The sequence below is a fragment of the Deinococcus sp. YIM 134068 genome, from assembly GCF_036543075.1.
GTDB lineage: Bacteria > Deinococcota > Deinococci > Deinococcales > Deinococcaceae > Deinococcus > Deinococcus lichenicola.
The window spans coordinates 24,656-37,746 of sequence record NZ_JAZHPF010000017.1 but is presented as its reverse complement, the minus strand read 5'-3'; the positions used below and the strand labels follow the sequence as shown (position 1 = coordinate 37,746).

13 protein-coding genes are annotated in these 13,091 nt (G+C 68.6%); 9 read left to right on the top strand and 4 right to left on the bottom strand.

Annotated elements, in window-relative coordinates; all coding sequences use genetic code 11:
• Nucleotides 1-41: 41 nt before the first annotated feature.
• Complete coding sequence (locus V3W47_RS14805; protein ID WP_331825992.1) at nucleotides 42-857, bottom strand: peptidoglycan-binding domain-containing protein; 816 nt, start codon at nucleotides 855-857, stop codon at nucleotides 42-44.
• A 92-nt stretch (nucleotides 858-949) separates the two neighbouring features.
• Here V3W47_RS14805 and trmH point away from each other — a divergent pair, with 92 nt between their 5' ends.
• The 3 genes from trmH (at nucleotide 950) to V3W47_RS14790 (ending at nucleotide 3,855) form a co-directional block, all read left to right on the top strand.
• The gene (gene trmH, locus V3W47_RS14800; protein WP_331825991.1) at nucleotides 950-1,600 is read left to right on the top strand and encodes a tRNA (guanosine(18)-2'-O)-methyltransferase TrmH; all 651 of its coding nucleotides are present in this window, start codon (nucleotides 950-952) and stop codon (nucleotides 1,598-1,600) included.
• Nucleotides 1,601-1,685: 85 nt separating this feature from the next.
• On the top strand, nucleotides 1,686-2,504 hold the full coding sequence (locus tag V3W47_RS14795; RefSeq protein WP_331825990.1) for a TerC family protein: 819 nt from the start codon (nucleotides 1,686-1,688) through the stop codon (nucleotides 2,502-2,504).
• Between the two features lie 106 nt (nucleotides 2,505-2,610).
• The gene (locus V3W47_RS14790; protein WP_331825989.1) at nucleotides 2,611-3,855 is read left to right on the top strand and encodes a 2,3-bisphosphoglycerate-independent phosphoglycerate mutase; all 1,245 of its coding nucleotides are present in this window, start codon (nucleotides 2,611-2,613) and stop codon (nucleotides 3,853-3,855) included.
• A gap of 590 nt (nucleotides 3,856-4,445) precedes the next feature.
• Here V3W47_RS14790 and groL read toward each other — a convergent pair.
• Together groL and groES are read right to left on the bottom strand one after the other, a co-directional pair.
• The gene (gene groL, locus V3W47_RS14785; protein WP_331825988.1) at nucleotides 4,446-6,086 is read right to left on the bottom strand and encodes a chaperonin GroEL; all 1,641 of its coding nucleotides are present in this window, start codon (nucleotides 6,084-6,086) and stop codon (nucleotides 4,446-4,448) included.
• 123 nt (nucleotides 6,087-6,209) lie between these two features.
• Nucleotides 6,210-6,497 carry a co-chaperone GroES gene (groES, locus tag V3W47_RS14780; RefSeq protein WP_331825987.1) on the bottom strand — a complete coding sequence of 96 codons (288 nt, stop codon included), beginning with the start codon at nucleotides 6,495-6,497 and terminating at the stop codon, nucleotides 6,210-6,212.
• A 247-nt stretch (nucleotides 6,498-6,744) separates the two neighbouring features.
• Here groES and V3W47_RS14775 point away from each other — a divergent pair, with 247 nt between their 5' ends.
• From V3W47_RS14775 to V3W47_RS14765, 3 genes are read left to right on the top strand one after another with little or no spacing between them, the layout of a single operon-like run.
• Complete coding sequence (locus V3W47_RS14775) at nucleotides 6,745-7,350, top strand: GGDEF domain-containing protein (protein ID WP_331825986.1); 606 nt, start codon at nucleotides 6,745-6,747, stop codon at nucleotides 7,348-7,350.
• Between the two features lie 50 nt (nucleotides 7,351-7,400).
• Nucleotides 7,401-8,033: a nucleoside deaminase gene (locus V3W47_RS14770; protein ID WP_331825985.1), complete on the top strand. Its 633-nt coding sequence runs from the start codon at nucleotides 7,401-7,403 to the stop codon at nucleotides 8,031-8,033.
• A complete protein-coding gene (locus V3W47_RS14765; protein WP_331825984.1) occupies nucleotides 8,030-8,989 on the top strand; it encodes an NUDIX domain-containing protein in 960 nt (319 codons plus the stop codon). The genes V3W47_RS14770 and V3W47_RS14765 overlap by 4 nt, the downstream gene beginning before the upstream one ends.
• A gap of 3 nt (nucleotides 8,990-8,992) precedes the next feature.
• Here the strand turns inward: V3W47_RS14765 and V3W47_RS14760 are convergent, their stop codons facing one another.
• The gene (locus tag V3W47_RS14760) at nucleotides 8,993-9,505 is read right to left on the bottom strand and encodes a M23 family metallopeptidase (RefSeq protein ID WP_331825983.1); all 513 of its coding nucleotides are present in this window, start codon (nucleotides 9,503-9,505) and stop codon (nucleotides 8,993-8,995) included.
• Nucleotides 9,506-9,608: 103 nt separating this feature from the next.
• Between V3W47_RS14760 and V3W47_RS14755 the strand changes: the two genes are divergently transcribed.
• From V3W47_RS14755 to V3W47_RS14745, 3 genes are read left to right on the top strand one after another with little or no spacing between them, the layout of a single operon-like run.
• Nucleotides 9,609-10,514: an RluA family pseudouridine synthase gene (locus tag V3W47_RS14755; protein WP_331825982.1), complete on the top strand. Its 906-nt coding sequence runs from the start codon at nucleotides 9,609-9,611 to the stop codon at nucleotides 10,512-10,514.
• 50 nt (nucleotides 10,515-10,564) lie between these two features.
• Entirely contained in the window at nucleotides 10,565-11,827 is a 1,263-nt protein-coding gene (locus tag V3W47_RS14750; protein ID WP_331825981.1) for a M16 family metallopeptidase, read from the top strand.
• On the top strand, nucleotides 11,824-13,074 hold the full coding sequence (locus V3W47_RS14745; protein WP_331825980.1) for a M16 family metallopeptidase: 1,251 nt from the start codon (nucleotides 11,824-11,826) through the stop codon (nucleotides 13,072-13,074). Before V3W47_RS14750 ends, V3W47_RS14745 begins: the two co-directional genes overlap by 4 nt.
• Nucleotides 13,075-13,091 lie beyond the last annotated feature (17 nt).

Here is a 13,091-nt window from a genome sequence, read left to right as displayed (position 1 = left end):
GAGCGGGGCTTTTGCGTGGCAGGGTCAGGTCAAGCTGCCCCTCAGCGAATCGTGCTGGCGGCGAAGGTCCGGGCGTTCTCGCTGAAGAGGGCGTCCCAGGTGGCGCGGTCCACGCGGCCCGTGACGGGCAACCCGTTGGCCGCCTGGAAGGCGCGGACGGTGGCGGCGGTGATCGGGCCGTACCAGCCGTCGCCGCGTCCGCCGCCGCTGGGGCGCGTCAGGGCGATCAGGCGGTTTTGCAGGGCCTCCACGTCGGTGCCGCTCAATCGCTGGGCCTGAAGCTGGAGCGTACGGCGGAAGGGCACGGAGGAGAGGTCACGCGAGGACGGCGCGGGAGTGGTGGCGGTGGGCGTCGCTGGCTGTGTCCGCGCCTGGGGAGCCGGGCGGGCGGGCGTGGTCGGCGCGGGGGCCGGGGTCGGTCGCGTGACGGTGACGTTGGGCACGGGGGTTGGGGTGGGTGTGCGGGCGGCGGGGGTGGCGGGCGTGCTTCCCGGCGGGGTGTCCAGGTACACCAGCGTCTGCGCGCGTCCATCGGGGTCGGGCTGGAGGCGGATGTAGACGTAACCGCCGGGGGTCCGCAGCCAGTTGTAGACGCTGCGCTGCTCGTCGCGGCTGCGCCACACGCCGTAGAGGTCGTCCCCCACTGCCTCGCCGAGCCGCACCCGGACCGCTTCCACCGTGCCGCTCACGCCGACGCACTTCTTGTCGGTGGTGCCGATGCCCGCGAAACTCGCCGGGCAGTTCCGCAGCACGCCGTTGAGGGCCTGTGCCGTCCGTGTCCCGGCCTGTTCCACGTTCGGCGCGGCGAGGGCGGGCGAAGAGCACAGGGCGAGCATCAGGGGGACGGCGAACCTCATATCCGTAGTGCTAGCACGCGCCGTCTGACGGGTGCTGAGGCGCGGTTCAGGGTGGGATGGAAGACCTGCCCATCTGCGCTACCCTGCCCCCGATGACGCCCGAACGGTACGAGAAGATTCGCCGCGTGCTGGGGAGGCGTCAGCCCAGCCTTAGCGTGCTGATGGACGAGGTGAACAAGCCCCACAACTTCAGCGCCATCCTGCGAACCTGCGACGCGGTGGGTGTGCTGACCGCCCACGCCGTCCCCCCGAAGAGCGGAGCGCTTCCCACCTACGACGCCACGAGCGGCAGCGCCCATAAGTGGGTGGCGGTGCAGACGCACGCGGACGCCGTGAGCGCCGTGCGCCATCTCCAGGCCGGAGGTGTGCAGGTTCTCGCCACCCACCTCTCCCAGCGCAGCGTGGACTACCGCGAACCCGACTACACCCGCCCGACCTGCGTGCTCCTCGGGGCCGAGAAGTGGGGCGTATCCGACGAGGCCGCCGGAGTCGCCGACATGAACATCGTCATCCCCATGTTCGGCATGGTGCAGAGCCTCAACGTCTCGGTCGCCGCCGCCACCATCCTCTTCGAGGCGCAGCGCCAGCGTCTCGCGGCGGGGATGTACGAGACGCCGCAACTCGCGCCCGCCGAGCTGGACCGCCTCGCCTTCGAGTGGGCGTACCCCGACCTCGCGCCGGGCTACCGGGAGCGCGGTGAGGCTTACCCTGTGTTGGACGAGGTAGGGCAGATCGTGAGGTGACGGGCGCACGGCCCACGTCCTGTTGCATTCCGTGTGTTCCGTACGCCCCACATCTACCGGGGCGGGCGGGTAGACTGCCGTGATTATGTTCGGACTCGAAATGCCCCCGCTCAACGCCGAGACCTGGGCGATCATCGGCACCCTCGTGCTGCTGGAGGGCCTGCTCTCGGCGGACAACGCCCTCGTCCTCGCCGTGATGGTGCGGCACCTCGCCGGGGACCTGCAACGCAAGGCCCTCGCCTACGGCATCGGCGGCGCGGTCGTCCTCCGCATCCTGGGCGTGCTGCTCGCCTCCTATATCCTCGAATACTGGTGGCTGCGGGCCTTCGGGGCCGCCTACCTCGCCTACCTCGCCATCAGCCACTTCGTCAAGCACAAGACCTCCGAGGAGGAGGGCGCGCAAAAGGCCCGTGGGCGCGGCTTTTGGGCCACCGTCGTGCTGCTCAACCTCACCGATCTCGCCTTCTCCGTGGACTCCATCCTGGCGGGCGTGGCGCTCATTCCGCGCGGAATGCCCCGTGAGCAGGGCCTGACCATCGTGGTCCTCGGCGGCATCGTGGGCCTGATCCTGATGCGCTTCGCGGCGACGATCTTCCTGCGCCTGCTGAACAAGTACCCGGCGTTCGACAACGTGGCCTATGCGCTCGTGGGCTGGATTGCCGTGAAGCTGGGCGTGGAGACGCTGGAGGCCGCGCACGAGATCTACCCGGCGGTGCCCGCCCTGCACATTCCCAGCCCCCTGTTCTGGGGCGTCATGGCCGCCATCGCCATTATTGGGTCGTACCTCGCTACCCGCACGCCCGCGATGACGGACACGCAGGCCGAGGCCGAGGCCGAGCGCGTCACCCACCAGATCGACGACATGGCGGTGGACGCCGCCGACGGGCGCATCGACGGGCGCTGAGCCGTCCACGAGAGGGGCCACCTCCACCGTGGGGTGGCCTTTTTTCCTGCCTCCGCTCCCTATGCCACCCCCGCTCCCAGCCTGTTCTCCGGGTTACAGTGGCCCCATGAGCGACCTGATCGACACCATCCGCCCCCTCGCCAAGAAGACCGACAGCAAGATTCTGATGGTGGTCCTCGACGGGGTGGGCGGTCTGCCCCTCACCGCGAACGGGGAGACCGAACTCGCCAGCGCGCAGACGCCCAACCTCGATGCGCTCGCGCGGGAGGCGCAACTCGGTCAGATCGAACTCGTCGGCGCGGGCATCACGCCGGGAAGTGGGCCGGGGCACCTCAGCCTCTTCGGGTACGACCCCCTGAAGTACGTGGTGGGGCGCGGGGCACTCTCGGCGGTCGGCATCGGCGTCCGGCTTCAGGCCGGGGACGTGGCCGTACGCGGCAACTTCGCCACCCTGGGGCAGAGCCGCGTCATCGAGGACCGCCGCGCGGGTCGCCCCAGCAACGAGAAGAACGCCGAGGTCGTGGCGAAGTTGCGCGCCGCCATTCCCGAGATCAACGGGACACCCGTGGAGATTTATACCGAGAGCGAACACCGCTTCGTCGTCGTCTTCCGCTCGGGCGGGCTGGACGAGGCCGGGCAGGGATTGGGCGCGAACATCAGCGACGTGGACCCGCAGGTGACGGGCGTACAGCCCATGCTCGCCGTCGCGCAGGACACGCTGAGCACCCTCACCGCCGAACTCGTGAACACCTTCGTGACGCGGGCGGAGGCGGTGCTGGCGGACGAAGCCCAGGTCAACGGGGTGCTGTTCCGGGGCTACAGCGACGTGCCGCACTTCCCCTCCTTCGCCAACATCTACGGCCTGCGCGCGGCGTGCGTCGCCTCCTACCCGATGTACCGGGGCCTCGCCAGCCTCGTGGGCATGGACATCCTCCCCGTCGCGGGCGAGGAGGACGCGCTGGAGGGTAAGGTCGCCGCCCTGACCGAGAACTGGGCCAAGTACGACTTCTTCTACTGGCACGTCAAGAAGACCGACTCCACGGGCGAGGACGGCGATTTCGCCGAGAAGGTCCACAAGATCGAGCTGTTCGACGAGCTTCTGCCCTCTCTGCTCGCCCTCAAGCCCGACGTGATCTGCATCGTGGGCGACCACTCCACGCCGAGCAAGCTCAAGAGCCACTCCTGGCACCCGGTCCCCCTCCTGATTCACAGCGACTATGGCCGCAAGGACCTCGCCATGCGCTACACCGAGGAGGAGGCGGGGAAGGGCAGCCTGGGCCTGCGCCGGGGCACCGACATCATGCCGCTGCTGATGGCGAATGCGCTGAAGTTGCAGAAGTTCGGGGCGTAGGGGAGGGGTCAGCCGTCAGTGAAGGAGAAAGGAAGGGGGAGGGGTTTAGGTGGGCCTCTTCCCTTTCCCCTAGCTTTGTGGCAGGACCTAATGGGGAGGTCACATCTCTACTTTAATTCGGCGGCGAGTCTTCTAATCTCTCCTCGTGCATCCTCTATAGATATACCTGCACGCTCAACCCCCTCCCTCGTCCAATTCTCTCTACTCAGCCAAAACTCGCTTTTTGAATAGGCGATGCGTTGTAAAACGTTGTCAATAGCTAAACAAGAAAGGGATGCTTGCCGCCAGAGTCGCACCAAGTCCTCTTCTACTTGCCTGTCTCTGTGAACTAAATCAGAATTCATGTGATCCGACTCTCCAGATAGCCTCTTCAAACGCGATATATATATTTGAGTTTCGACGAGAGCAGTCTCGAAAATCTTCAAAGCCTCTCTTTTCTGTTGAGCCGACACAGTAGGACTAAGCAAATTATTACGCAACGCCAAAATTAAATCTAGGAAGAAGCTAGCTGCTCCAAAGTCCATGTCTAACTGTATCAATGAGCGAGGCCGGAGCAATCACGCCCCGGCCTCCCCCGTCCTGCTTGAGCTTTAGAAGTCCATCCCGCCCATGTCGGGCGCGCCGCCACCCTGGGGCGCGGACGACGCCTTCTCGGGCTTGTCGGAGACGATGGCCTCCGTGGTCAGGATCAGCGCGCCGATGCTGGCGGCGTTCTGAAGGGCCGTGCGCGTCACCTTCGCGGGGTCCACGATGCCGGCGGCGATCATGTCCTCCACGTACTCGCCCGTCGCGGCGTTGAAGCCGTAGCGGGGCTGGGTGGCGTTGATGACGGCGTTCACGATGACGCTGCCCTCCTCGCCCGCGTTGATGGCGATCTGGCGGGCGGGTTCCTCCAGCGCGCGGATCAGGATGCGTGCGCCGGTGGCCTCGTCACCGATCAGACCCTCGGCGGCCTTCCGCACGGCGGGGATCACGCGCAGCAGCGTGGTGCCGCCGCCCGCGACGATGCCTTCCTCGACCGCCGAGCGGGCGGTGGAGAGGGCGTCCTCGTAGCGGTGCTTCTTCTCCTTGAGTTCGGTCTCGGTCGCCGCGCCCACGCGGATCACGGCCACGCCGCCCGCCAGCTTGGCGAGGCGCTCCTGGAGCTTTTCCTTGGCGTAGTCGGAGTCGGTGGTGTCCAGCTCGGCCTTGATGGCGTTCACGCGGGCGTCGATCTCGCTCTGGTTGCCCTTGCCGTCCACGATGGTGGTCTCGTCCTTCGTGATGCGGATGCGCGCGGCGCGGCCCAGCATGTCCATGCCGACGTTCTCCAGGCGGTGGCCGAGGTCCTCGGAGACGACCTGCCCGCCCGTCACGGCGGCGATGTCACGCAGCATCTCCTTGCGGCGGTCGCCGAAGCCGGGGGCCTTCACGGCGGCGATGTTCAGCGTGCCGCGCAGCTTGTTCACGACCAGCGTGGCCAGGGCCTCGCCCTCCACGTCCTCGGCGATGATGAGGAGCGGGCGGCCCGTCTGCGCGACCTTTTCCAGCACGGGCAGGAGGTCCTTGAGGGAGGAGACCTTCTTCTCGTTGATCAGGATGTAGGCGTCTTCCAGCACGGCCTCCATCGTCTCGGGGCTGGTGATGAAGTAGGGGCTGATGTAGCCCTTGTCGAACTGCATCCCCTCGACGACATCCACCTCGGTGTCGAAGCCCTTCGACTCCTCGATGGTGATGACGCCTTCCTTGCCCACCTTGTCCATCGCGTTGGCGATCTCGGTGCCGACCTGCTCGTCGTTGGCGCTGATGCCCGCGACCTTCTTGATCGCGTCGCTGTCCTCGACGGGCACGGCGAGCCGCTTGATCTCCTCGACGGCCACGGCCACGGCCTTGTCGATGCCGCGCTTCAGGGCCAGCGGGTTCGCTCCGGCGGCCACGTTGCGAAGACCTTCCTTCACGACGGCCTGACCCAGCACGGTGGCGGTGGTGGTGCCGTCACCCGTGATGTCGTTCGTCTTGGAGGCGACTTCCTTGAGAAGCTGGGCACCGATGTTCTCCAGCTTGTCCTCCAGCTCCACTTCCTTGGCGACGGTCACGCCGTCCTTGGTGATGGTGGGGCTGCCGAACTTCTTCTCGATCACGACGTTGCGGCCACGCGGCCCGAGGGTCACTTTGACGGCGTTGGCGACGGCGTTGACGCCGCGTTCCAGGCTGCGGCGGGCGGCTTCATCAAACACAAGCTGTTTAGCCATTTGAATTGCTCCTTTGGAGGGGCTGTCAGCGGTCAGCTTTCAGCAGTCAGGAAAAGAAGGGTGGGGCTTGAGCGGTCGCGTCAGCTTTCGCCGCTGAGGGCTGAAAGCTGAGAGCTGACCGCTTTACTCGACGATGGCGAGAATGTCGCGCTCGCTGAGAATCGAGTAGTTCTTGCCTTCCAGCGTCACTTCCGTACCGCCGTACTTGGCGAAATACACGGTGTCGCCTTCCTTCACGTCCAGCGCAACGCGCGTTCCGTTGTCGAGGAGCTTGCCGTTGCCGACGGAGACGACCCGGCCACGCTGGCTCTTCTCCTTGGCGGTGTCGGGGACGAACAGGCCCCCGGCGGTCTTCTGCTCGGCTTCCTCGATGATCTCCACGAGAACGCGGTCGCCCAATGGTTTCAACATGGGTGTGTACCTCCTATGAAATGAAGTGAATGAACGGTCCTCACCGGCTCACCCGGCGATTTTTGCCGTTGCGGAGGGCATCCTAGACGCTCTGCATCGGAAATGTCAAATCCCGGAGTCTGACAATCTGAGCGTAGGGCGCTCAAGCCGCGCCAGGACACACCTTTTCGGGGGGGAGTAGATGGCGTGATGCGTAGGATATATATATACACTATGTACATACAAGCGTTCGGAAGGGGAAGTTCTCGTGGCCCGTCCTGACATCCTCATTCGTTCAGCTTTCGAGAGCGCCTTTGAGCGGCTTGGAGATGCGCCCCTCACGCTGGCCGTCCTTGATCTCGACCATTTCAAGCTGCTCAACGACACGTTGGGCCACACGGAGGGCGACCGCGTGCTGAGGGGCGTGGAGCGGTTGCTCTCGGGCAGCCTGCCAACCGGAAGCGTGATCGGGCGGCTCGGCGGGGACGAGTACGCGGTCATCCTTCCCGAGACGGCGGCGGAGACGGCCCTCATCCTCTTCGACGAGGTGATCAAGCACTTCCAGATTCACCGGGACCCCCACTGGCCGCGTCCCCTCGGCATCAGTGTGGGGCTGGCGGCGCGTCCGGCCCATGCCCACACCTTCGCCGACCTCCACCGCGCCGCCGACGAGGCGCTGCTGCGGGCCAAGCGCGAGGGCCGGGGCCGCGTGTGCATCTACGTGGAGGGGAAAATGGTCCTCAAGAGCAACTATTACCCCAAGAGCCAGCTCGAACGCCTCGCCAAGCTGTCGGGGGCGCTGGGCCGCACGGAGGCGAGTCTGCTGCGGGAGGCGCTGGACGAGCTAATCGAGCGGAATCGGGGGGCGTTGTGAGGCGGTCTGTGGACAGTGGTAAGTGGTCAGTGGAGAAGGCAGACAACACATTGACTCCTCACCTCCTACCACTGACTCAGGGCTGGCACGCCGCCCTCAGCCAGGCCTGGACCGCCTACCTGCACGGCTCGTATCCCATCGGTGCGGTGATCGTGGACGCTTCGGGAGCCGTCATCGCGCGGGGGCGCAACCGGCTGGGCGAGGGGCGGAGCGTGGCGGGCGGCTTCATCTCCGGCCACGACCTCGCGCACGCGGAGATCAACGCGCTGCTGGACCTCGCGGCCACGCCCTGCCCCGAGTGCTACGGCTGGACGCTGCTGACGACCGTGCAGCCGTGCCCGCAGTGTGCCGGGGCCGTCGCCATGAGCGGCCTGCGCGCCCTGGAGTACGCCGCGCCCGATCCGTGGGCAGGGTGTACCCGTCTCCTGACAGATGATCCGTATGTCTCACGCAAGGGCATCCGGATGGGTCGGGCACCGGAGGAGGTGCAGCGGGCGGCGCTGCGGCTGGTGCTGACCGCCTTTCTGGAGGAGGCAACCTCATCTGATGATCCGGTCCTGCGCGCCTTCTCAGTCCACGCCGAGGACTACGCCCACGCCGCCCGCCTCAGCGCCGAGGGGACGCTGCGCCGCCTCCGTGAGCGTGGGGCCGAATTGGAAGACGTGTTGGAGATGCTGGCGTGACGCTGACGGTCAACCTCTCGCCCGGTCTCCAGCACACGGGCCGTGCCTGCGTCTGGGTGGAGCATGAGAGGCGGGTGCTGATGGTCGGTCTGGAATGGGGTGGTTGGACCCTGCCCGGTGGTGGCATCGAACCCGGCGAGACGGGCGCTCAGGCCGCCGCGCGTGAGGCGTGGGAGGAGGGCGGGGCGCGGGTGGAAGTGACGGGTGAGGCGGTGACGATCCGGGGGCGTTCGGGAGTGGAATCGCTCTGCTTCCCCGCCCGCCTGCTCTCCCTCGAACCCAGCCCGGAGGGGCGGCCCGTCGCCTGGGTCAACCCGCGCTCGTTGCCCTGGGCAGACGACGTGCAGGTGCGGCAGGTATTGGGGGCGCTTCCCCCAGCGCCCCCGGCTCTCGCCCTACCCGAACGGGTGCGGGTGGCGCAGGCGGAGGCGCGGCGGCTGGGCTTTGGCCGCTCGTGCAGTCTGGAGACGGGGCGACTGCTGCGAACGCTGGCCGCCACTCGCCCAGGTGGGCGGCTGGCCGAACTGGGGACAGGTACGGGCGTGGGCGCGGCATGGCTCCTCGCGGGGATGGACGGCGCGGCCCGGCTCGTAACCGCCGAACTCGACCCGGAGCGGGCGGCGGTGGCGCGGGATGCGCTGGCGAGCGACCCACGCGCCGAGGTGCTGAATGGGGACTGGCGCGAAGCCCTTACTCACGGCCCCTTCGACCTGATCTTCAGCGATTGCGCGCCTGCCAAGCGGGAGACGGAGAGCCTGGACGTGTTGGTGGGTGTCCTGCGCGTCGGCGGAATGCTCGTCCTCGACAACTTCAGCCCACCCGCGCTCCTGCCGGAAGCGTTGCACGGCGGCGACCCTGAGCGCGACCGACTATTCTCCCACCCGCGCCTGACGTGCAACGAGGTGGCGGTGAGTGCTTGGGAGCGAGTTATTTTGGGAGTGAGGACGAGTGAATAAAACTTACTCCTGCAAAAACGGATACGGATTGATCGCCCCGCCCCCCGCGTAAATCCCGTAATGCAGGTGCGGCGGCGTGCCCTGTGCGTTGCCGCTGTCGCCGACGTAGCCGACCACGGTGCCCGCCTCGATCCAGTCGCCCTCCGCGAGGTCGGGGTAGCGTTCGAGGTGGGCGTAGTAGTGCCGCTGCCCGCCGGGACCGAGGACCATGACGGTGCGCCCGCCGAGGCGGTTCTCGCCGATGTTGAGGACGAAGCCGCGTGTGGTGGCGCGGATGGGCGTGCCCCGCCGCGCGAAGATGTCGATACCCTCGTGGCGTCGGCCCTGGCTGCGGGCGGCGCCCCACGTGTCGGTCAGGGACTGGCCGGGCAGGGGATTGGGAAGGGTGCCCGCCGCCGGGGCGGGTTCTGCCGTCAACTCCACGTACCGCCACACCCGCTGCAAGGTGGGCCATGCCAGATACACGGCACCCGCCAGCACGGCCAGCACCAACACGAGGCGGAAGAAGCGGCGCACGGGTGCAGCATCGTGGGAGGCGATGAGAGCTTCGCCGTCTCGGTGGAGGTGGTCACAGTTCCCAGTGCGGCTTGCGGGGAGGAACTCCCGCTAGGCTGCCCTCATGGCCCTGAACGGCGGCTACACCTACCGCGAACGCCCCAGTCCGGAGGCGCGGGGAATGACGGTCCTCGCCTACCTGACGCGGCGGTACACCCACTCCACTGAGAGCGAGTGGCGAGAGCGGCTGGAGCGCGGCGAGGTCAGCCTGGACGGAGTGACCGTGCGGGGTGGGGAAGTGCTGCGCGCAGGCCAGACCCTCCTGTGGCACCGTCCCCCCTGGCACGAGGAGGACGTGCCCCTCACCTACGAGGTGGCCCATGAGGACGACGCGCTCCTGGCCGTCGTGAAGCCGTCCGGGTTGCCCACCATGCCGGGCGGCGGCTTTCTCGACCACACGCTGCTGATGCGGGTGCGCGCCACGTTCCCGGAGGCCAGCTCCCTGCACCGATTGGGACGCGGCACCTCCGGGCTGGTGCTGTTCGCGCGGACGCACGCGGCGGCCTCCACCCTCGCCCGCGCGTGGCGGGAGGGGGAGGTGGACAAGCGGTACCGGGCGCTCGCCGCAGGTCTCACCGAACGGGACACGTATGAGATCACCACGCCCATCGGCCCCGTTCCGCACCCCCGCCTCGGCACCGTGTACGCGGCGAGCGCGGCGGGGAAGGCGTCCCACAGCGTCGCCCGCGTGCTGGAAAGGCGAACGGAGGGGAACACATTGTTCGAGGTGGCCATCCACACCGGAAGGCCGCACCAAATCCGCATCCACCTCGCGTCCATCGGCCATCCCCTCATCGGCGATCCCCTGTATGCGCCGGGCGGCGGCCCACTCCCCGATCTTCCCGCCCTCCCCGGCGACGGCGGCTACCTCCTCCACGCCGAGCGCCTGAGCTTCGTTCACCCGCTGACAGGCGAGCGTCTGACCCTCCACGCCACTCCCCCACCCGAACTGTGGAGAGCTGACGGCTGAAAGCTGACCGCTCCCCCGGTGTTCCCGCCTCGCGGCGCTAGACTCCCCCGGTGACGACTGTGGCCGCGCCTGGGGCGCATCTGTGGACCCTGGAGGGTGGGCTGAGGGTCGCGTTCGAGCGCCGGACCGGGCCGGGCTTTGCCCTCGACGTGCGCGTTCCGGTGGGCAGTGCCCATGACCCTGTGGGCCGCGAGGGGTCGGCGGGCGTGCTGGAGGAGTGGCTGTACAAGGGGGCCGGGGGCCGGGATGCTCGCGCCTTTCAGGACGCGCTCGACGACCTCGGCGTGCGGCGGGGTGGAGGCGTGGGGCCGGAGGCGACGCGGGTCGGAATGAGCGGCCTCGTGGGCGACCTGCCCGGTGCGCTGGCGCTGACCGCCGACCTGCTGCTGCGCCCGGAGCTGCCGCCCGGTGAGTTGCCCGTCCTCGCCGACCTCGCGCGGCAGGATTTGGAGGGGCTGGAGGACAGCCCGCCCGATCTCCTCGCGGTGGGGGCGCGGCGGGTGGCCTTTCCGCACGACCCGGCCTCACCCTTCGCAGGATTCACGCACCCAGCTAGTGGGACGGCAGAAGGGCTGGCGAACCTGAACGCGGAGGGGCTGAGCGTCTTCCTGGGCCGGTACGGAACGCGGGGCAGCGTCCTCGGGCTGGTCGCGGACGCCCACCCCGACGAGGTGAGAACGCTCGTGGAGCGGACCTTCGTGGGCTGGCGGCCCGGTGAGGACGAGACCGTGCCCGCCGACTTCCGCTCCGGCGAGCGCGTTCACCTTCCCCACGCCGACGCCGAGCAGACCCACATCAGCGTGACCGCACCGGGTGTCAGTCCCCGTGACCCCGACTGGCTGGCGTGGCAGGTCGCCCTCACGGCCCTGTCGGGGGGCAGCGCGAGCCGCCTGTTCACCGCCGTGCGCGAGGAACGCGGCCTCGCCTACAGCGTCAGCGCCTCGCCCGTCGTGCTGGGCAAAAAGGGCTTCCTCAGCGCCTACGCGGGGAGCACGCCGGGCCGCGCGCCGGAGACGCTTTCGGTCCTCCTCGCCGAACTCGCCCGGCTGCCGGAGGGCTTGACGGAGGCCGAGTTCCACCGCGCCCGCGCCGGACTCACCGCCTCAGTCGTCTTCGGGGCCGAGAGCCTGCGCGCCCGCGCGACGAGCCTCACGCGCGATGTGGCCGTGTTCGGGCGGGTGCGGAGTGTGGCCGAGTTGCGCGCCGCCCTGAATGCCCTCACGCTGGACGGGGTGAACACCTTCCTTGCCGGGTACGACCCCGCCGCCCACGCGACCGTCGTGACCCTCGGCCCGCAGGAGCCTGCGCTATGACCTCCCTTCCCAAGTCTGCCGAAACCCTGACCCACACCCTTCCCAACGGCCTGACCCTGCTCCTGGAGCCGAGTGCGGACGCGCAGACGGTCGCCGCCGGGTACTTCGTGGCGACGGGGGCGCGCGACGAACGCCCGGAGGAGCTGGGGGTCTCGCACTTCCTCGAACACCTGATGTTCAAGGGGTCGGAGGTGGTGGGGGCTGCCGAACTCAACGAGCGGCTGGACGGCCTCGGTGGCAACGCGAACGCCTTCACGAGCGAGGAGGCGACCGTGTACCACGCGGCGACCCTGCCCGAACAGACCTCCGAACTGCTGGGGACCCTGACCGAACTGATGCGCCCGGCCCTGCGACCCACCGACGTGGAACCCGAACGCGGCGTCATCCTCGAAGAAATCGCCATGTACGCCGAGCAGCCCGCCGTGCGCGTGGCGGACGAACTGCGGACCGACTACTGGGGCACGCATCCCCTCAGCCAGCCCGTTCTCGGCACGACGCAGACGGTGGAAGGCCTGAGCCGGGATGCCCTCGCGCGCAACCACCGCGAACGCTACGGCGCGGGCCGGGTGACGCTCACCGTGGTCGGGGCCTTCGACCCGGCGGGGGTGTTGGGCTGGGCGCAGGGGGAGCTGAGGAACTGGCCGACCGGGCACCCCGCCGCGCCCACGCCGCCCCCCGTGCCCCGGCACCCCGGCACGGTGCGGACGATCCACGACTCCGCCCTCGCCCGCGTGCAGGTCGCGCTGGCGCTGCCCGGCCTGAGCGCCACCGATCCGCTGAGAGAGGCAGCGGTGGTCCTCGCCGACCTCATCGGGGGCGAGAACGGGCGGCTGTACTGGGCGCTCCTCGACACGGGCCTCGCCGACGGGGCCGACCTCGCGCATCTCGAATACCGGGACGCCGGAGCCTTCGAGGGCGGCTTCTCCTGCGACCCGGACCGTGCCCAGACGGTCCTTGACACCTATCTGGCGGTGCTGGCGAACGCGGAGGAGGCCATCACTGACGCCGCCGTGCGCCGCGCCGCCCGCAAGCTCGCGGTGGACACCCTGCTGCGCGCCGAGACGACGCAGGGCCGCCTGTTCACGCTCGGGATGGAACATCTGGCCCTCGGTCGCCCGGTCGGCACCGCCGAACTCGTGGACCGCTTCGCCCGCGTCACCGCCGACGAGGTGCGCGCCGTGCTGAGGATGTGCCCGCTCGCCCGCCCCACGGTGGTCGCCCTCGGGCCGGTGGAGGGGCTGCGGTAGGGTGAGTGGGGCCTACG

What these genes read in the sequence shown, in the direction of transcription:
- groL (WP_331825988.1), bottom strand. Translation starts at nt 6,086, where the DNA reads ATGGCTAAACAGCTTGTGTTTGATGAAGCCGCCCGCCGCAGCCTGGAA.
- V3W47_RS14795 (WP_331825990.1), top strand. Translation starts at nt 1,686, where the DNA reads ATGTTCGGACTCGAAATGCCCCCGCTCAACGCCGAGACCTGGGCGATC.
- groES (WP_331825987.1), bottom strand. Translation starts at nt 6,497, where the DNA reads ATGTTGAAACCATTGGGCGACCGCGTTCTCGTGGAGATCATCGAGGAA.
- trmH (WP_331825991.1), top strand. Translation starts at nt 950, where the DNA reads ATGACGCCCGAACGGTACGAGAAGATTCGCCGCGTGCTGGGGAGGCGT.
- V3W47_RS14790 (WP_331825989.1), top strand. Translation starts at nt 2,611, where the DNA reads ATGAGCGACCTGATCGACACCATCCGCCCCCTCGCCAAGAAGACCGAC.
- V3W47_RS14745 (WP_331825980.1), top strand. Translation starts at nt 11,824, where the DNA reads ATGACCTCCCTTCCCAAGTCTGCCGAAACCCTGACCCACACCCTTCCC.
- V3W47_RS14755 (WP_331825982.1), top strand. Translation starts at nt 9,609, where the DNA reads ATGGCCCTGAACGGCGGCTACACCTACCGCGAACGCCCCAGTCCGGAG.
- V3W47_RS14805 (WP_331825992.1), bottom strand. Translation starts at nt 857, where the DNA reads ATGAGGTTCGCCGTCCCCCTGATGCTCGCCCTGTGCTCTTCGCCCGCC.